The sequence below is a fragment of the Actinoplanes sp. NPDC051851 genome (assembly GCF_040681165.1).
Taxonomy (GTDB): domain Bacteria; phylum Actinomycetota; class Actinomycetes; order Mycobacteriales; family Micromonosporaceae; genus Actinoplanes.
Map to the genome: position 1 here is coordinate 66,715 of NZ_JBFAYF010000040.1, position 17,507 is coordinate 84,221.

Consider the following 17,507-nt stretch of genomic DNA (forward strand, 5'->3'; position numbering starts at 1 on the left):
TTCTCTCTGGCCCGGGTTCTCTCTGGCTCTGTTCCACGGAAAGACGTCCGGGCGGCTCCGCGACCACTACGCGGCGGAGAGCGGAGCCGCCCGGCACCCCGTCGGGCCGGGACCTCGCGCGCACCCCTCCTCGGGCACCCACGCGTGTGAGATCCCGGCCCGATCCGCCGCTCGGCCGGAAAAATGTCGGAGGGCCGGTCTACCTTGCGAAGGACAAGCGTTCGACGGCAAGGGAGCCCCGAGATGACGTCCCGACTCAACCCGTACCTCTCGTTCGACGGCAACGCCCGCGAGGCCATGGAGGCGTACCGCGCGATCTTCGGCGGCGACCTCACGATCAGCACGTTCGGCGAGTTCGGCGCCCCCGACCCGGCGATCAAGGACAAGGTGATGCACGCGATGCTCACCACGCCGCAGGGCTACACGCTGATGGCCTCAGACACCCCGCCCGGCATGCCGTTCACCCCGGGCACCACCAGCACGGTCAGCATCAGCGGCGACGAGGAGGGCCTGCGCGCCTTCTGGGAGAAGCTCGCCGACGGCGCCTCGATCGCGGTCCCCCTCGAGAAGCAGATGTGGGGCGACGAGTTCGGCCAGCTCACCGATCGCTTCGGCGTCCCCTGGATGGTCAACATCACGGCATGAGGACATCTCCCGGGTACGCGCCACGGGCCGGACAACCGCAGCGCCGCCCGCTCGGTGCCTGTCCGCGCGACCCACTGCCCACTCCGGGCCCCAGCGCGGCCACCGGGACGCCGCGGTGGGTCGTGCCCCACGTGCTGAACGATTCCACGTGGGGCGCACCCGAGTCGTGCCCCACGTGCTGAACGATTCCACGTGGGGCGCACCGCGGGGGCGCGCCCACGTGCTGAACGAGTCCGGGCGAGTGCGTGAGTGCGGCTCCGCGGTGGGTGGCGTCCGTTGCGGGCTTGAGGGGGCGTTGCGGGGCTGGAGGGGGCGCTGCGGGTTTGAGGAGGCGCTGCGCCATGGGGTGGCCGGCGTGGATGCCCGGTGTGGGGCGTGGGGGTAAGGGCTGAGGGGAACGGGCCGATAGTGGCGTAGGGCACGTGGACGGTGCCGGAGAAGCCGGACGGTAAGGGAGCTGGGATGACGGCCGTACTCAATCCGTACCTGACGTTCAACGGGAACGCCGGGGAGGCGATGGAGAACTATCGGTCGATCTTCGGGGGCGAGTTGACCGTGCTGACGTTCGGGACGTTCGGGATGCCGGAGCCGTCGGTGCGGGACAAGGTGATGCACGCGATGCTCACCACGCCGCAGGGGTTCACGCTGATGGGGTCGGACTGTCCGCCGGGAGTGCCGTTCGCGCCGGGCTTCACCATCACGATCAGTCTCAGCGGGGCGCCCGAGGACGACATGCACGAGTACTGGAAGAGGCTCGCCGACGGCGGTGACATCCGGCTGCCCCTGGGCAGGCAGATGTGGGGCGACGAGTGCGGGCAGCTCACCGACCGGTTCGGCGTGGCGTGGTATGTCAACATCCGCCAGCCCCGTCCGCCGGGTGAGGGGACGGGGCCGATGGCGACCGGTCAGTAGCCGTCGTAGGGCGGCTCCTCGTCGTAGGGCGGTGGCTCCTCGCTGAAGTCGAACGGGTAGGCCTCCGCGGCACTCGGGGGAGCGGGATCGGCAGCCCTCCGGGAGGAGCGCCCGCCGGCTGCGGCAGGCTCGGCGACGGCAGGCTTGGCGGTGGCAGCGCGGGCGGGCGCGGTGTCGCGGGCTGCGGTGCGGGTGGCTGCGGTGCGGGTGGCTGCGGTGCGGGTGGACGCGGTGTCGCCCGGTGCGCCCCCGGGTGCGGGCGCACCGCCCGGCTCCAGGCCGGGGAGGGCCTCGCCGGGCGTGCCGGCCTCGCCGGGCGTGCCGGGTTCGCCGGTGGGCGCATCACCGGTGGGCGTACCGCCGGCGGCGACGGTGGCGGGGTCGTCGCCCTGGATGACGGCGAGGACCTGGGTGCCGAACTTCGTCAGCTTGCTCTGGCCCACGCCGCTGACCGTGCCCAGCTGGTCCAGCGTCGACGGGCAGAGCACCGCGATGGCGCGCAGCGTCTTGTCCTGGAAGATGACGTACGCGGGCATGCCCTGTTCGCGGGCGACCGCGCCGCGCCAGGCCCGCAGGCGCTCGAACATCGGCTCGGCCTCGGCCGGGAAGTCGGCGGGGGCGACCGCGGCGGTGCGGGACGACGAGCCGGAGCCCGAACCGGAGCCGGAGCGCGGCCGGGGCGGCGTGACCTCGCGGCGCAGGCGCAGGGTGGTCCGGCCGCGGAGCACGTCGTCGCTGCGCTCGGTCAGGACCAGCGTGCTGTACTCGCCCTCGACGGCCAGGTAGCCGCCGGCCAGCAGCTGCCGGACGACGCCGCGCCACTCGGACTCGCGCAGGTCGGCGCCGATGCCGAAGACGGAGAGCTGGTCGTGGCGGAACCGCTCGACCTTCTCGGTCTTCTTGCCGGTCAGGATGTCGATCGACTGGCCGGCGCCGAACTTCTGGTTCCGCTCCTTCTGCAGGCGGAAGACGGTGGAGAGCAGCTTCTGCGCGGGGACCGTGCCGTCCCAGGACTCCGGCGGGGTCAGGCAGGTGTCGCAGTTGCCGCAGGACTCGGACGGGGCCTCCTGATCGAAATACGCCAGCAGGCGGGCGCGGCGGCAGGAGACCGTTTCGCAGAGGGCCAGCATCGCCTCCAGGTGACCGGCGGCGTTGCGGCGGAACGCGACGTCGCCCTCGGAGCTCTCGATCATGCGGCGCTGCTGGACCACGTCCTGCAGCCCGTACGCCAGCCAGGCGGTGGACGGCAGCCCGTCGCGGCCGGCGCGCCCGGTCTCCTGGTAGTAGCCCTCGACCGACTTGGGCAGGTCGAGGTGGGCGACGAACCGGACGTCGGGTTTGTCGATGCCCATCCCGAACGCGATCGTGGCGACCATGACCAGGCCCTCCTCGCGGAGGAAGCGGGACTGGTTGCGCGCGCGGGTCCGGGGGTCCAGGCCGGCGTGGTACGGCAGCGCGGGCACCCCGTTCTGGGTGAGGAACTCGGCATGCTTCTCCACCGACGCGCGGGACAGGCAGTAGACGATGCCGGCGTCGCCCGGGTGCTCGGTGCGCAGCAGGTCGAGGAGCTGCCGCTTCGGCTCGTTCTTACCGACGATCCGGTACTGGATGTTGGGGCGGTCGAAGCTCGCGGTGAAGTGCCGCGCCCCGGTCAGCTGGAGGCGCCGGGCGATCTCGTCGCGGGTGGCCGTGGTCGCGGTGGCGGTCAGCGCGATCCGCGGCACGTCCGGCCAGCGTTCGTGCAGCATGGAGAGGGCCAGGTAGTCGGGCCGGAAGTCGTGGCCCCACTGCGACACGCAGTGCGCCTCGTCGATGGCGAAGAGCGAGATCCTTCCGCGGTCCAGCAGCCGCTGCACCCCGGCCGTGCCGAGGCCCTCGGGCGCCACGTAGAGCAGGTCGAGCTCGCCGGCGACGAACTCGGCCTCGACCAGGCGGCGCTCGTCGAGGTCCTGCGACGAGTTCAGGAAGTTCGCCCGGACGCCGAGCGTGCGCAGCGCGTCGACCTGGTCCTGCATCAGCGCGATCAGCGGCGAGATCACCACGCCGGTGCCGGGGCGGACCAGCGCGGGGATCTGGTAGCAGAGCGACTTGCCGCCGCCGGTCGGCATCAGCACCAGCGCGTCACCACCGCCGATCACGTGCTCGACGATCTCACCTTGCTGGCCGCGGAACTCCGGGTAGCCGAAGACGCGGTTGAGCGCGTCGGTGGCGCCGGACACAGGGATCGGGGGAGCGGAAGTCACCCCGCGATAGTAGTGAGCCGGACCGGTGATCGGCCCGTGCCTGTGGATAACCCTACGGGGTGACCGGCAGCCCGACCAGCCCGAGGATCTCCCGGGCCGCGCTGCCCGGCGCCGCGACCAGCGTCAACGGCGCCCGCGGGTCCCGGTGGTGCCCGGCGGCCTGGAAGAGCGCGGAGACGCCGGCACTGGCCAGATGGGTGACCCCGGTCAGGTCGGCGGTCATCGGCACGGTCCCGCCCCGGCTGCGGCGCAGCAGGTCCTGCAGCACGGTGGCGGCCGAGGCGACGTCGACCGGGCCGTCCAGCCGGATCCGGGTCTCGTCGCCGCCGGGCAGCTCGGTGATGGTCAGCGCGCCGGGCGCGGGCAGGGTCGCCGGCGCCGACTCCAGGCTGGTCAGCAGCCGGGCCGGCCGGGTCAGCGGATGGCGGACGGTGGCCAGGGTGCCGTTCGCGCCGGGTTCGACCCGCAGGTTCCGCACCAGCTGAGCGGTGAGGGCCAGGCCCCGTCCGCGTACGGTCTGCCGTTCGGGCGTACGCCAACCGCCATGATCTTTAACGGACGCCGTGACGCATCCGTCCGGGGTGAGCGCGGCGCGGACCTCGATGACGTCCTTGCCGAAGACGCCGCCGAACGCGTGCTCGACGGCGTTGGTGGCCAGCTCACCCAGCGCGTGCTGCAGCACGAAGACGTCGTGTTCCGCGGCACCGAGCGCCGCCAGCCAGTCGCCGAGCCCGACCCGCGCCCCGCGCAGCGCCGCCGGCTCCGCATCAAGATCAAGAGCGAGTTCCGGTACGACCGGGACGCGCTGAGCGGCGAGCAGCGTGATGTCGTCGGCGTGCCCGCCGGCGCGGACCAGCAGCTCGATCGTCTGCCCGCAGAGCCGCTCGGTGACCGTCTCGGCCGGCCCGGCCCGGAAGGCGCGCCCGGCCGCCACGTCCGCCGCCACCTCGGCCAGTTCGGCGGCCGCGTCCGGCTCCGCCCCGGGCCGTTCCAGGATGCCGTCGCTGTAGAGCAGCACCAGTTCCCCGTGCTCCAGCCGCTCGCGCCGCACCGGGAACGCGGTCCCGGTCCCGAGCGGCGCCGCACCGGTGGGCGGCAGATACCGCGTGCCCGCGCCGATCAGCAGCGGCGGCGGGTGCCCGGCCGTGCAGTACTCGATCTCGCCGGTCGCCGGGCCGAGCAGTGCCACGCAGACCGTGGTGGCGTGCGCCGGGCCGCGCCGGGCGGCGAACCGGTCGGCGGCCGCGAGGGCCTCGCCGATGGTGGCGCCCGCGTCCAGGCGCTCGTGCAGCACCGCGCGGAGCTGGCCCATCACCCCGGACGCGGTGATCCCGTGGCCGACCACGTCGCCGACGACCAGCGCGACGGTGCCGTCCGGGCGGGCGATCGCGTCGAACCAGTCGCCGCCGGCCGCGGTGTCCGCGTCGGCGAGCAGGTAGCTCGCCGCGACCTGCAGGCCGGGCAGCACCGGGACCCCGGCCGGGAGCAGCTCGCGCTGCAGTTCGGTGATCACCTCGCGGCTCTGTTCGTACCGGTGGCGCATCCGGGCGGCCTCGGCCTCGGCGGCCTGCCGGTCCCGGGCCAGCTCGGTGACGTCGAACGCGCCGGCGATCACGCCCCGGATCCCGCCGTCGCCGTCGCGCCACGGCACCAGCGTGAACGTCGCGAACATCTCGTGGAGCGAGCCGTCCGGGCGGTCCATGTGCGCCCGCCAGCTCCGCGCCGTGAACGGCTCGCCGGTGCGGTAGACCTCGTAGAACGCGCCGACGAACTGCTGGCCGCTGAGATCCTCCAGGACCTCGCGGATCGGCTTGCCGAGCAGCCCGCGGCCGGAGAGCGTGGCGCGGGTGGCCGCGTTGCACGCCGTCATCACCAGATCCGGTCCTTCGCAGACCAGGACGATGAACGGCAGCTGATCGACTGCCGCCGTCATCGCCTCCAGGTCACCCGCCTCGGGAAGGTTCACGCCCGTCACCACCCCATCGTGCCGGAGAACCGCCCGAACGGCGCCGAACGTCACTCGGCCAGGGGCAGCTCGATGGTGTGCGAGGTGTGCGAGGCCTTCGTCCGGAGATAGCGGACATTAGCCGCGGACATGTGCACACCGGTCGGGATCCGCTGGGTCACCTCGACGCCGAACGCGTCCAGCTGCAGGGCCTTGTCCGGGTTGTTGCTGAGCAGCCGGATCCGGTCGGCGCCGAGCGCGAGCAGCATCTGCGCGGCCGCGGTGTAGTCCCGCTCGTCCTCGCCGTGGCCGAGCGCCAGGTTCGCCTCGTACGTGTCCAGGCCGTCGTCCTGCAGCGCGTACGCGTCCAGCTTGGCGTAGAGGCCGATCCCCCGGCCCTCCTGGCGCAGGTAGAGCAGGAAGCCGCCGGCCTCGGTGATCCGTTCGGCGGCCTCGCGCAGCTGCGGGCCGCAGTCGCAGCGCTGGCTGCCGAAGACGTCGCCGGTCAGGCACTCGCTGTGCGGCCGGACCAGCGGGGCCCGCCCGCCGGCCGCCGACTTGGTGAGCGCGCGCCGCCAGTCGCCCAGGCCCAGGGCGAGGTGCTCACGCCCGTCGGCCAGGCCGTCGAAGGTCATCACCTGGGCGCTGGTGGCGTAGCCGTCGGGGAACCGCAGCGGGACGGTCACCTGCCGCCGGATCGTTGCCTTGGTCGTCGCCGGGGCCTCGAACATCGGTCCTCCTCATTTTCCTAACCGCGCTGCCGGAAGCAGTGCCCGAAGATCGGCCGCCGCACACCGCGGATTATCGTGGACGCATTCCACCGACCAGGGCCGGAGATGTCTGAGCGTCCTTACATCTTGTTGAGTTGCGGCATGTCGATCGACGGTTACCTCGACGACACGACCGGGGAGCGGCTGCTCCTCTCGAACGACGCGGACTTCGACCGGGTGGACGAGGTCCGCGCCGGGTGTGACGCGATCCTGGTCGGAGCGGCGACGATCCGCCAGGACAACCCGCGCCTGCTGGTGCGCTCCGCGGAACGCCGGGCGGCCCGGGTGGCCCGCGGCGAGGCGCCGGACCCGGTGAAGGTGACGATCACCGGCCGGGGCGGACTCGACCCGGCGGCCGCCTTCTTCTCCACCGGGGCGTCGGAGAAACTCGTCTACTGTGCCGGTCCCGCGCTGCGGGAGACCCGGGACGTGCTCGGCGGCGCCGCGACCGTGCTGGACGGCGGCGACCCGGTCGACGTCCGCCGGGTCAGTGCCGACCTGGGCGAGCGGGGCGTGCGCCGGCTGATGGTCGAGGGCGGCGGGACGATGCACACCCAGTTCCTCACCGCCGGCCTCGCCGACGAACTGCAGCTGGTGGTGGCCCCGCTCTTCGTCGGCGACCCGGCGGCGCCGCGGTTCGTCCACGACGGCGACTTCCCGGTGAACCGGAAGAATCGCGCGGTCCTCGCCGAGGTCCGCCAGATCGGTGACGTGGTCCTGCTCCGCTACGCGCTCTCCCCGCGATACGGGGAGAGCGGCGGGACGGCGACGGCGAGCTAGGCCGGCCGTCAAGCGGCGGCCCGGCCCGAGTAGGCGGGCTGGCGGCGGGCCTGGGTGGCCCGGCCGGTGGCGGCCCGCGCGGTCGCGGCCAGCAGCGTCGCCCGGCGGACCCGTACCGGGTCGGGCGCGGAGAGCACCACGGCGGGCGAGACCGGCACGGCCGGGGTGGGCGACAGCGGGGTCACCGGAGTGGGCGCGTCCCCCGCGGCGGCGGCCGGGGCGTCCGCCCGTACCGCAGACGTGGTCCGGTCGTGCGACGGCTGAGCCTGCAAGCGCGGCAGCAGGCGGGCCACGACGACGACCGCGCCCGGCACCGCCGCCACGAAGGCGCAGATGCCGTAGGCGACGGCGATCGTGACACCCTGGCCGGCGCTCAGGCCCGCGGCACCGAACGCCCAGGCCAGCACGCCCTCGCGGGGACCCCAGCCGCCCACGTTGAGCGGGATGCCCATCGCCAGCAGCGCGAGCAGCAGCAGCGGCATCAGGTCGAGGACCGGGACGCCGTTACCGGCCGCGCGGGCCGCCACCACGAACGTCGCCAGGTGCCCGGCGAGCACACCGGCCGAGGCCAGCAGCACGCCGGGAGCGGTCCGGCGGGTCATCAGACCGGAACGGATCTCCGCGGTACCGGTGCGGGCGGCGCCGGCCAGACGCGAACCGCCGGTCCGCAGCCGCCGCACCACCAGCAGGGCGGCCCCCGCGACCAGGGCGGCACCCGCGGCCGTCACCGCGACGGCCGCGGCGTGCTCCCGGATCAGGGTCAGCACCGGCGAGGGCACCGTCAGCAGCACGACACCACCCGCGCCCAGCAGCACGAACTGTCCCGCGGTGCGCTCCAGGACGACGGCCCGGACACCCCGGCCCACGTCGCCCTCCTCGCGGCCGTGCCGGACCGCGCGCCCGACGTCGCCGAGCACCCCGCCCGGCAGCGCGGCGTTCAGGAAGAGCGCCTGGTAGTAGTCCGCGGTCGCGGCCCGCATGCTGAGCGTGAGGCCCATCCCGCGGGACACCAGGCACCAGCGCCAGGCACTGAGCAACGTGGTCGCGACGCCGAGACCGAACGCCAGCGACAGGGTGCCCGCGTCGAGGACCCGCAGCCCGTCCAGGAACGCGCCGGTCCCCAGCCGCCACAGCACCAGCACCAGGATGCCGGCACCGCCCAGCAACCGTAGCCATGCCCAGATCTGTCGGCTCACTTCTGATCCCCTCGTCGCGCGTCCCTCGGGGACTAGTACGCCCGATGCGCGCGCCAGGGTTCAGCCGAAGATCGCTAAAACATCCTCGTGCCCGACGGACACCTCCGGCAGCGCGCCCAGACGCTCCGCCAGATAGTCGTCGAAGCCCTGGTCAGGGCGTTGTTCGACGGCGGCGCCGACCCAGCCGCGCAACCACTCGGCGGTGAGCTCCGCGCTCGCCGGGCCGAGCCGCCACGGGCTGGGACGGGTGTGCACACGCGCTCCGGCCTTCGCGAAAGCGGCCGCCGCGTACCCCGGGGCGTCCGGCCCCAACAGGGTCCGGCCTGCGGTTTCCCGGCGCTGGTGAGCGTTGAAGGCGGCCTCGACCGCGGCGTCGCGCGGATCGGCCGGTGTGAGCGTCACCTCACCCGTCACCGAAAGAGTGAACAGGACGGTCACCCGGGCCTGCGCGCAGACCTCGGCGAGCCGGTCGATCTCCGGCGCGGTCAGCAGGTCCAGCAGCGCGGAGCAGGTGACCAGGTCGGCGCCGGTCAGGTCGTCCGGGGTCAGCGCGGTGACGTCACGCTCGTCGACGGCGACGTTGACGCCGTCGGGCATCCGGTCGGCGGCGATCTCCAGCAGGGCCGGGTCGCGGTCGGTGAGGATCCAGAACTGGGGGAGCGGGATCCGCGGCGCCAGCCAGCGGGCCAGGGAACCGGTGCCGCAGCCGAGGTCACGGATCATCCGGACCGGGCCGGGGACCAGTTCGATCAGGTCGGTGGCGCGGGCGGCGGCGTCGGCGGGCTCGCGCAGGGCGAGCCAGTCGGCGCTGAATTCTCCGGTCATGGGGGCGTGTCTCCTAGATTTCAGGGTTTCAGATCAGGTGTTTCGGACCAGGCCGGCCAGGACGGCGGCCAGCCGGGTGGCAGTGTCGTCCCAGCCGGTCAGCGTGGTGCGGCGGGCCAGGGCGGCGTCGCGCCATCGTCGCCGGAGTGCCGGGGTGGTGAGCCAGTCGCGCAGGGCGGTGGTCAGGGCGGCCGGGTCGTCCGGGGGGATCAGCAGGCCGGGGATCTCGGTCTTCGCCGTGCCCGTCGCCGTGCCCGTCGCCGTGCCCGTCGCCGTGCCCGTCGCCGTGCCCGTCGCCGTGCCCACTGCCTCGGGGACGCCGCCGACGCGGGTGGCCAGGACCGGGAGGGCGCGGGCCAGGGCCTCGGTGATGACCATGCCGTAGGTCTCGGCGCGGGACGGGAGCACGAAGAGGTCCGCGTTCGCGTAGGCGGCGTCGAGGGCGGCTCCGGCGAGTGGCCCGGCGAAGACGATGGTCCGGCTGGACTCTGACCCAGGGGCAAGGGCCATGCTGGATGCCACGGTGACGGCGGCGTCCAGCGCGGGCGGGAGGGGAGGTGTGGCGCCGGCTCCGGCGAAGGTGCAGGTCCAGGGCAGGTCCGGGAGCTGCGCGAGGGCCTGGAGCAGGACGTCCTGGCCCTTACGGTGGGTCAGGGAGGCGACGCAGAGCAGGCGGTTGCCCGCGGTGGAGGGCTCGGCGGCCGGGGCCGGGTCGACGCCGGGCGGGGCCACGTGGACGCCGGACAGGTCGTGCATCCGCTCGACGTGGGCGGCGGCCTGGGCGCTCGTGGCGATCACCGCCGAGGCCAGGTGGAGGGCGCGGCGCTCCAGGGCACGGAGGGCGGCGGCGTCCCCGGCGGTCAGGCCGGTCTCGTCGCTGAGCGGGAGGTGGACCAGGATCGCCAGGCGCAGGCGGCCGGCGTGCGGCTCGAGGACGTCCGGGATGCCGCAGGCCACCAGGCCGTCGAGCAGGACGACCGCGCCGTCGGGCAGGTCGCCCAGGACGCGGGCCAGCCGGGCCGACGCGGCCGCGCCCGGGCGCGGCCAGGAACCGGCGACGGGGATCTCGCGGACCGCCGGGAAACGGGGCGGGAGGCGGCGCAGGACCTCGCGGTCGTAGCGGTTGCCGCCGCTGGGTGCCGCCGGGTCGTCGATGTCGCCCGGCAGCACCACGAAGAGCGGAGTCGTCACCGCAGGGTGCGCTCGTAGCTCGCCCAGGCGATGTGCGACTCGTGCAGGGTGACCTCGACGCCGGTCAGGCCGGCGGCGCCGGGGCCGAGCTCGCCGGCGGCGATGCGGACGGCCAGGCGGTCGGCGATCAGCTTGGCCAGGAACTCGGTGGAGGTGTTGACGCCGGAGAACTCCGGGTCGTCGTCGAGGTTGCGGTAGCTGAGGCTGGAGCAGATGGTCTTCAGCTGCTCGGAGGCGAGGCCGATGTCGACGACGATGTTGTCATCGTCCAGCTCCGGGCGGCGGAAGGTGGCGTCCACCACGAAGGTCGCGCCGTGCAGACGCTGCGCGGGTCCGAAGACCGCTCCGGTGAAGCTGTGCGCGATCATGATGTGGTCGCGGACGGTGACGCTGAACAAGGGCTACTCCTCGTTGTGCTGATCTCTGAACGGGAACTACGGGTACCCGGGGCTGGGAAGATCAATTCCCCGGGTAGTCGATCACATGACAGAGCGCGGTGAGGGACCCGTCGGCGAGCCGGGGGAGGACCTCCGGCATCTCGGCGAACGGGGAACGGCCGGTGACCAGGGCCTCGAAGCGGTCGTCGCGCAACAACTCCAGGGCCAGGCGCAGGCGTTCGGCGTAGGTGCGGCCGCGGGACGGGAGGATGCCGCCGACCTGGCTGCTGCGGATGGTCAGCCGGCGGGAGTGGAAGTTCTCGCCGAGCAGCAGCGGGACCGGGCGGTCGCCGTACCAGCTGAGCTCGACGACGGTGCCCTCGGTCCGGAGCAGTTCGAGCGAGCGGGCGAGACCGGCCGGGTTCGCGCTGGCGTGGATCACCAGGTCCCGGTCCCCGGTGGCGTCCTCGCCGGTCGCGAAGCGGATGCCGAGGGCTGCGGCGAGCCCGGCGCGGGCCGGGTCGACGTCGACCAGCTCCACGTCGGCGGCCGGGAACGCCGCGAGGATGGCCGCCACCGACGCGCCGACCATGCCCGCGCCGACCACCGTGATCCGGTCGCCGACCTGCGGGTTCGCGTCCCAGACGGCGTTGACCGCGGTCTCCACGGTGCCGGTCAGCACGGCCCGGTGCGCGGGGACGTCCGCCGGGACGACCGTGACGGCCGCCCGCGGGACGACGTAGCGGGTCTGGTGCGGGTAGAGGCAGAAGACGGTCCGCCCCACCAGCTCCGGGTCGCCGGCCTCGACCACGCCGACGTTCAGGTAGCCGTACTTGACCGGGGCCGGGAAGTCGCCGGACTGGAACGGGGCGCGCATGCTCGCCCACTGGTTCTCCGGCACCCGGCCCTGGAAGACCAGGGTCTCCGTGCCACGGCTGACCCCGGAATGCAGCGTACGGACCAATACCTCACCCGGACCGGGATCCGGCACGTCCTCGGGGCGTAACTCCCCCGATCCGGGGCACGACAGCCAGAAGGCCATGGCGTCAGACACGAATGATCTCCCTGTGAACCGAAATCGCTCGCTGAGCGTGTGTGTGGGGGACAGCGGTTCCCAAAACCCTAAGTCCTGGAGGAACGGTGACCATCAGTACCGCCACCACCACCGCGTCACGAGCACCCCTGGTGGGGTTCGCGGCACATCTCCTCCTGCTGGCGGCGTTGGCCGCCACCGTCGGTCTCACCCCGTGGGGCTGGCTCACCGGGCTCGCCTACGCCGCCGTCCTCTGCGGCCTCTTCGCCGTCGCACTGCTGCGCGCCGGGCTGACCTTCGCCGGCTGGGCCAACCTCGTCACCTTCGGGCGGGCGATCCTCACCGGCGGTGTCACCGCCCTGGTCGCGAGCCACCTGACCGGCCACGACGTGCCGACCGTGCTGCTGGTCGGCATCGCGGCCGTGGCGCTCGCCATGGACGGTGTGGACGGGCAGGTCGCCCGGCGCACCGGCACCACGACGTCGCTGGGCGCCCGGTTCGACATGGAGGTCGACGCGTTCCTGATCCTGGTGCTGAGCGTGCTCGCGTCCGCCGAGTACGGCTGGTGGGCCCTGGCGATCGGTGCCTTCCGGTACGTCTTCGTCGCCGCGTCCTGGGGGCTCCCCTGGCTGAACGCCGCGCTGCCGCCGAAGTTCGGGCGCAAGGTGGTCGCCGCTCAGCAGGGCGTGATGCTGGCCGTCGTGGTCAGCGGCCTGCTCCCGGTCCCGGTCGCCGTCGCCGCGCTGGCGATCGCGCTGGCCTCGCTCACCTGGTCGTTCGGCCGGGACATCCGGTGGCTCTTCCGGGCCTCCCGGGTCCGGGTCTCCGCCCGTGAGCGCTGGTCCGCCGCCCCGGAGTGTCGGCCGGTCCTCGCCGTCCGCTAACCGCTAACCGCTAACCGACGCGGGCGACGCTGCCGGCCCTCGCGGCCGGCACCGCGTCCGGATGCAGGATCGACGCGATCGCCTCCACGCCGTCGACGAGCCGCGGGCCCGGGCGGACGATCAGGCCGTCGCCGTCGACCGCCCAGACCTCCGCCTCCGGGAAGTGCCCGGCGACCAACTCGGCCTGCCGGATCGCGCCGTCCAGGTGGTAGCCGCACGGCGTCACCAGCACCACCTCCGGGTCCGGTGCCGCCAGCTCACCCCAGGTGACCTGCACGGATCGCCGACCCGGCCGCCCGGCCACCGGTTCACCGCCGGCCGCGGTGATCAGGTCCGGCACCCAGTGGCCACCGCAGAACGGCGGGTCGACCCACTCGACGACGGCCACCTTCCGTCGCGCACGGCCCGCCACCGCGGCGGCCACCGTCGCGAGACGTGCCTCCAGCTCCTCGACGAGCCTCACACCCTTCTCCGGTACGCCCACCGCGTGCCCGACCTCGATGAAGCTCGCCAGCACGTCGCGGAGGGTGTACGGGTCCAGCGACAGCACCCGCGCCCGGCAGCCGAGGTGGGTCAGCGCGTCGTCCACGTGACCGGAGGGCAGCGCGCAGACCCGGCACAGGTCCTGGGTGAGGATCAGGTCCGGGGCCAGGCCGGCCAGCGCGTCGGCGTGCAGGGTGTAGAGGTCCCGGCCGGCGGCCATCTGGGTGCGCACGTAGTCGTCGATCTCGGCGGGGGTCATGCCGCCTGTGTCGCGGCCGCCGACCACCACGGTCTTCTCCGAGCGTGCGTGGGCGGGCTCGTCGCACTCGAAGGTGACACCGACCAGGTTCTCGCCGAGGCCGAGGGCGTACACGATCTCGGTCGCCGAGGGCAGCAGGGAGACGAGGCGCATGCCCCCATTCTCAGGCGAACATGGCGGCCAGGACCAGGTTCCAGACGGCCGGCGGCGGGGATTCGTGGCCGACGCCGTCCAGCCAGGTCAGCCGGGCCTCGGGAATGGCGGCGGCCAGCTCCTCCGGGTGCTCGGCCGGGAACCGCTCGTCCAGGGTGCCGTGCAGGACCAGGGTGGGCACGGTGATCTCGCCGAGGCGGTGCCGGATCGGGGGACCGTACCCGGCGTTGTGGTGGTTGATCCGGCCGGCGGCGAGGTCGGCGGAGCGGTCGTAGACGCGCTCGGCGAGGCGGCGCAGCTGGTGCTCGTCCGGGGTGAACGGGCCGCCGCGGGCCCGCGCCTCGGCGACCAGGCCGGCCACCGCGGACTTCCGGTCGGACCAGTCGATCTCGCCGGCCGCGGTGCGGACCGGGACGGCGATGGCCGGCACGGTGCGGACGGCGACCGCGGTGGTGCCGGTGGCCTGGATCGGCGGGGTGCCGTCACCGTCGCCCGCGGTGGTGGCGATCAGCGTGAGGGAGAGGACCCGCTGCGGATGCTCGAGGGCGAGGCGCTGGGCCAGGGCGCCGCCGAGGGCGAAGCCGACCAGGTGCGCGGCGGGCACGCCGAGCGCGTCGAGCACGCCGAGCGCGTCGTTCATCAGGTCCACCCCGGAGTACGGGGTGCCGGGAGGGAAGGCGGTCGAGCGCCCGGTGTCCCGGTGGTCGTACCGGATCACGAAGCGGCCGCCGGCGGCCAGGCGCCGGCAGAACTCGTCGTCCCACCAGTCCATCGAGCCGGCGTCCCCGGCCAGGAGCAGCAGGGGCGGCTCGGTGCGTTCTCCGAAGGTTTCCAGGCACACCTCTATGCCGTTGACCGGCATCATCGTCTCGGTCACCACCAGGCCATTGTGGCGGGGCTCACCGACAGTCAGGTTAAAAGCCGATCACAACGGATGACGAGATCAATGTGAGGCGGGCTTTGGCAAAGCCCCGGACCAGGGGCGGGGAGTGTGGTTAGCTCAACCCGTGCCCGTACCCGATATGTCTGGTTTTCGACCTCATCGCACTGTATTGAACGCGCCCTTCGAGGGGACTGCGGTGCCCGGACTGCTCGCCGACTTCTATCGCCGGCAGGAGGGGGAGCGGATCGCCAGCATAGGGCGCTACTCCCTGGGGGGACGGGAACTCCTGCTGGCCTGGGGCTACGTCGACGAGGAGCACTGCCGGTACCACGCCGTGCGCAGGGAGAGCGGCGGCTGGCACGCGGCCGCCGCCGGATGTCCCGAGGTCGAGCTGATCCGGGACGGCCAGGCCGTGACGGGCCTGGCCGTCCGGGCGCCTACCGGTGAGTGGGTGCGGGCACTGCGGCGGACGCCGCACGGCGCTGCCGGCGGACCACCCGCAGCGACACGCCGGTCAGCGTGATCGCCAGGAGGAAGAGCGCGAGGTGCAGGTACGGGTTCACGATCGGGACGAAGCCGATCACCGCGACCGGGATCTGCACCACCGCGATCAGCGCGGCCAGCAGCCAGCGGCGGCCGCCGGTCCACATGATCGCCGTCCAGACCGGCGCCGAGACGACCAGCAGGGTCAGGGCGTCCAGGGCGGCGTGGAAGTAGGGGTTGTGGACGTTGTTGTGGGCGAACGCCTGCGCGGGGGACGCGATCCAGAGACCGGCGAAGACGAAGGCGAGGACGAGAGCGGCACGACGCATGGGATCCTCCAGCGCTATCAGACCGTTGCTCCGAGTAACCACGGTATAAAAGCGGCAGGCGCCGGGTAAAGCCTCACGCGGATTCATTCTCCCGATCTGGCACATCGCTACGGTGCGTAACGTGTCGGGCGGCAGATCTTGGCCGAACGGCCAGCTGGCTACTTTCGGTAATGATCACTAGCCTGCGTGAGTGCGTATGATCGAGATGGCGATGGCGGCGGCGGTTACGGTGAGTCTCTCCGGCCTTTCTTACGCTGCGTTGAAGCCGGACACGCTTGTCAGCGAGGCGGAGATCGTGGCGGACCGGGCGACCTGCCGGACCGTGGACTCGGCGATCGTCGCGTTCGTGGGGGTCAACGGGGTGGAGCCGACGGCGGTGGCGCAGCTTGCGTCATACGTCAAGGGAGATATTTCCAGATATAGCGTTATCGGCGGGGTTGCAGCGGGTCCCGGCTGCTGATCTTTACTGGTATACCAAATTCATCGGATCGCAACACGCCGATCTCTGTTCTCAACAAACCCTGCTCAGAATCCTGCGAAACGTTCACTTCCACCCGGAAGGGTTTCGCCATGACCACAGCGGTCGAGACCAGACACCCCGTCGATCAGCGGCTCCCGGCCGGCCGGCTCGCCGTCCTGGGCCTGCAGCACGTCCTCGTCATGTACGCCGGCTGCGTCGCCGTCCCGCTGATCGTCGGCGGGGCGCTCAAGCTGGACGGCGGCACCATCGCGATCCTGGTGAACGCCGACCTCTTCGTGGCCGGCATCGTCACCGTGATCCAGAGCCTGGGGATCGGGAGGATCCTCGGCGTCCGGCTCCCGGTCGTCGCGGGTGCCACCTTCACCGCGCTGACCCCGATGATCCTGATCGGCGCGACGTACGGGATGCCCGCCGTCTACGGCGCGATCCTCGCCTCCGGCGTCTTCGGCCTGCTGATCGCCAAGCCCTTCGCGAAGATCATCCACCTCTTTCCGCCGCTGGTCACCGGCACGGTGATCACGGTGATCGGGCTCTCGCTGATCGACGCCGGAGCCGGTCTGATCGCGGGCAACGACGACACCGCTCCCGGGTACGGGCAGCTCAGCCACCTCGCGCTGGCCGGCGCGATCATCCTGCTGATCGTGCTGATCAACCGCTTCGCCGGTGGGTTCCTCGCCTCGCTGTCGGTGCTGATCGGGCTGCTCGCCGGCATCGCGGCGGCCGCGCTGATGGGGCTCGTCGACTTCGCCGGGGTCGGCGACGCCGCCTGGTTCGGGCTGGCGAAGCCGTTCTACTTCGGGGCGCCCGAGTTCCAGGCCGCGGCGATCGTCTCGATGTGCATCGTCATGCTGGTCATCTACGTCGAGTCCACGGCCGACATGATCGCGGTGGGCGAGGCGGTCGGGAAGCGGCCCAGCGAGAACGACATCGCGCGGGGGCTCGCGGCCGACGGGCTCTCCGGCATCCTGGCGGGCACCTTCAACTCCTTCCTGGACACGGCTTTCGCCCAGAACGTGGGGCTGGTCCAGGTGACCCGGGTGCGCAGCCGGTTCGTGGTCACGGCGGCGGGCGCGATCCTGATCCTGCTCGGTCTGATCCCCAAGCTCGGCTCGGTGATCGCGGCGATCCCGGGCCCGGTGATCGGCGCGGCGGCCCTGGTCATGTTCGCCACCGTCACGGCGGTCGGCATCCGCAGCCTGCGCAAGGTGGCGTTCGAGGGTACGAACAACCTGCTGATCGTGGCGGTCTCGCTGGGCCTGGGCATGATCCCGGTGGTCGCGCCGAACTTCTACGCGAGGATGCCCGACGAGCTCCAGATCATCTTCGGCAGCTCCATCACCACGACGGTGATCGTCGTCTTCCTGTTGAACCTGCTCTTCAACGGCGTGGGCGGGCACGCCGCCGAGCCCGCCGCGGAGGCTGCGGACGATGCGCCTCCGGTCGGCACTGAGGAGGCCGACGCTGGGAGCACCGGTGTCGAGAAGGGCGGTGTTGAGGGCGCCGGTGTTGAGGGCGCCGTTGGTGGGGAGGCCGTTGGTGGGGAGGCCGACGCCGAGGGCGCCGGTGTCCGGGAGGCTGATGAGCCCGCGAAGCCGGTCTGACGGTCGGGTCGTCGCCCCGGCGCGGGGTCGTGCC

General features: G+C 72.7%; 16 protein-coding genes and 1 pseudogene. 6 read left to right on the forward strand and 11 right to left on the reverse strand.

The features are described from left to right. Positions 1–243 precede the first annotated feature (243 nt). Positions 244–645 (forward strand): VOC family protein, encoded by a 402-nt coding sequence (locus AB0M08_RS31520; RefSeq protein ID WP_364501091.1) that lies wholly within the window; start codon positions 244–246, stop codon positions 643–645. A gap of 462 nt (positions 646–1,107) precedes the next feature. Next, entirely contained in the window at positions 1,108–1,557 is a 450-nt protein-coding gene (locus tag AB0M08_RS31525) for a VOC family protein (protein WP_364501093.1), read from the forward strand. 392 nt (positions 1,558–1,949) lie between these two features. Here AB0M08_RS31525 and recQ read toward each other — a convergent pair. The 3 genes and pseudogenes from recQ to ribA form a co-directional block, all read right to left on the reverse strand. Then, a pseudogene (recQ, locus tag AB0M08_RS31530) lies at positions 1,950–3,800 on the reverse strand (DNA helicase RecQ); the annotation flags it as partial. 52 nt (positions 3,801–3,852) lie between these two features. Next, positions 3,853–5,766 carry a SpoIIE family protein phosphatase gene (locus AB0M08_RS31535; protein WP_364501094.1) on the reverse strand — a complete coding sequence of 638 codons (1,914 nt, stop codon included), beginning with the start codon at positions 5,764–5,766 and terminating at the stop codon, positions 3,853–3,855. A gap of 50 nt (positions 5,767–5,816) precedes the next feature. Continuing rightward, positions 5,817–6,476, reverse strand: coding sequence for a GTP cyclohydrolase II (gene ribA / locus AB0M08_RS31540; RefSeq protein WP_364501096.1), 660 nt, complete (start codon positions 6,474–6,476; stop codon positions 5,817–5,819). A gap of 105 nt (positions 6,477–6,581) precedes the next feature. Between ribA and AB0M08_RS31545 the strand changes: the two genes are divergently transcribed. Next, complete coding sequence (locus AB0M08_RS31545; protein WP_364501098.1) at positions 6,582–7,295, forward strand: dihydrofolate reductase family protein; 714 nt, start codon at positions 6,582–6,584, stop codon at positions 7,293–7,295. 8 nt (positions 7,296–7,303) lie between these two features. On the opposite strand, the gene AB0M08_RS31550 is transcribed toward AB0M08_RS31545, so the two are convergent. From AB0M08_RS31550 to AB0M08_RS31570, 5 genes are all read right to left on the reverse strand, one after another. After that, positions 7,304–8,491 carry a lysylphosphatidylglycerol synthase transmembrane domain-containing protein gene (locus AB0M08_RS31550; protein ID WP_364501100.1) on the reverse strand — a complete coding sequence of 396 codons (1,188 nt, stop codon included), beginning with the start codon at positions 8,489–8,491 and terminating at the stop codon, positions 7,304–7,306. Positions 8,492–8,551: 60 nt separating this feature from the next. Continuing rightward, the gene (locus AB0M08_RS31555; protein WP_364501102.1) at positions 8,552–9,316 is read right to left on the reverse strand and encodes a class I SAM-dependent methyltransferase; all 765 of its coding nucleotides are present in this window, start codon (positions 9,314–9,316) and stop codon (positions 8,552–8,554) included. A gap of 33 nt (positions 9,317–9,349) precedes the next feature. Then, positions 9,350–10,507, reverse strand: a complete 1,158-nt coding sequence (locus AB0M08_RS31560) for a glycosyltransferase family 4 protein (RefSeq protein ID WP_364501104.1) — start codon at positions 10,505–10,507, stop codon at positions 9,350–9,352. Beyond that, positions 10,504–10,905 (reverse strand): 6-carboxytetrahydropterin synthase, encoded by a 402-nt coding sequence (locus AB0M08_RS31565; RefSeq protein WP_364501107.1) that lies wholly within the window; start codon positions 10,903–10,905, stop codon positions 10,504–10,506. Before AB0M08_RS31565 ends, AB0M08_RS31560 begins: the two co-directional genes overlap by 4 nt. Positions 10,906–10,966: 61 nt before the next feature. Then, the gene (locus AB0M08_RS31570; RefSeq protein WP_364501146.1) at positions 10,967–11,926 is read right to left on the reverse strand and encodes a dehydrogenase; all 960 of its coding nucleotides are present in this window, start codon (positions 11,924–11,926) and stop codon (positions 10,967–10,969) included. A 98-nt stretch (positions 11,927–12,024) separates the two neighbouring features. Between AB0M08_RS31570 and AB0M08_RS31575 the strand changes: the two genes are divergently transcribed. Further along, the gene (locus AB0M08_RS31575) at positions 12,025–12,801 is read left to right on the forward strand and encodes a CDP-alcohol phosphatidyltransferase family protein (RefSeq protein ID WP_364501109.1); all 777 of its coding nucleotides are present in this window, start codon (positions 12,025–12,027) and stop codon (positions 12,799–12,801) included. Between the two features lie 10 nt (positions 12,802–12,811). On the opposite strand, the gene AB0M08_RS31580 is transcribed toward AB0M08_RS31575, so the two are convergent. The 3 genes from AB0M08_RS31580 to AB0M08_RS31590 all read right to left on the reverse strand — a co-directional run bounded on the left by AB0M08_RS31580 (position 12,812) and on the right by AB0M08_RS31590 (position 15,391). Then, positions 12,812–13,696, reverse strand: a complete 885-nt coding sequence (locus AB0M08_RS31580; protein ID WP_364501112.1) for an ABC transporter substrate-binding protein — start codon at positions 13,694–13,696, stop codon at positions 12,812–12,814. A 10-nt stretch (positions 13,697–13,706) separates the two neighbouring features. After that, a complete protein-coding gene (locus tag AB0M08_RS31585) occupies positions 13,707–14,576 on the reverse strand; it encodes an alpha/beta hydrolase (protein ID WP_364501115.1) in 870 nt (289 codons plus the stop codon). Between the two features lie 440 nt (positions 14,577–15,016). Then, a complete protein-coding gene (locus AB0M08_RS31590; protein ID WP_364501118.1) occupies positions 15,017–15,391 on the reverse strand; it encodes a hypothetical protein in 375 nt (124 codons plus the stop codon). 196 nt (positions 15,392–15,587) lie between these two features. Between AB0M08_RS31590 and AB0M08_RS31595 the strand changes: the two genes are divergently transcribed. Further along, a complete protein-coding gene (locus AB0M08_RS31595; RefSeq protein WP_364501149.1) occupies positions 15,588–15,851 on the forward strand; it encodes a hypothetical protein in 264 nt (87 codons plus the stop codon). A 110-nt stretch (positions 15,852–15,961) separates the two neighbouring features. Further along, positions 15,962–17,473 carry a nucleobase:cation symporter-2 family protein gene (locus AB0M08_RS31600; RefSeq protein ID WP_364501119.1) on the forward strand — a complete coding sequence of 504 codons (1,512 nt, stop codon included), beginning with the start codon at positions 15,962–15,964 and terminating at the stop codon, positions 17,471–17,473. Positions 17,474–17,507: the final 34 nt, after the last annotated feature.

Bases quoted from the DNA above. Each gene is read 5' to 3' on its own strand.
- AB0M08_RS31570 (WP_364501146.1), bottom strand. From the start codon at position 11,926: ATGGCCTTCTGGCTGTCGTGCCCCGGATCGGGGGAGTTACGCCCCGAG.
- AB0M08_RS31545 (WP_364501098.1), top strand. From the start codon at position 6,582: ATGTCTGAGCGTCCTTACATCTTGTTGAGTTGCGGCATGTCGATCGAC.
- AB0M08_RS31595 (WP_364501149.1), top strand. From the start codon at position 15,588: ATGATCGAGATGGCGATGGCGGCGGCGGTTACGGTGAGTCTCTCCGGC.
- ribA (WP_364501096.1), bottom strand. From the start codon at position 6,476: ATGTTCGAGGCCCCGGCGACGACCAAGGCAACGATCCGGCGGCAGGTG.
- AB0M08_RS31600 (WP_364501119.1), top strand. From the start codon at position 15,962: ATGACCACAGCGGTCGAGACCAGACACCCCGTCGATCAGCGGCTCCCG.
- AB0M08_RS31555 (WP_364501102.1), bottom strand. From the start codon at position 9,316: ATGACCGGAGAATTCAGCGCCGACTGGCTCGCCCTGCGCGAGCCCGCC.
- AB0M08_RS31520 (WP_364501091.1), top strand. From the start codon at position 244: ATGACGTCCCGACTCAACCCGTACCTCTCGTTCGACGGCAACGCCCGC.
- AB0M08_RS31590 (WP_364501118.1), bottom strand. From the start codon at position 15,391: ATGCGTCGTGCCGCTCTCGTCCTCGCCTTCGTCTTCGCCGGTCTCTGG.
- AB0M08_RS31525 (WP_364501093.1), top strand. From the start codon at position 1,108: ATGACGGCCGTACTCAATCCGTACCTGACGTTCAACGGGAACGCCGGG.
- AB0M08_RS31580 (WP_364501112.1), bottom strand. From the start codon at position 13,696: ATGCGCCTCGTCTCCCTGCTGCCCTCGGCGACCGAGATCGTGTACGCC.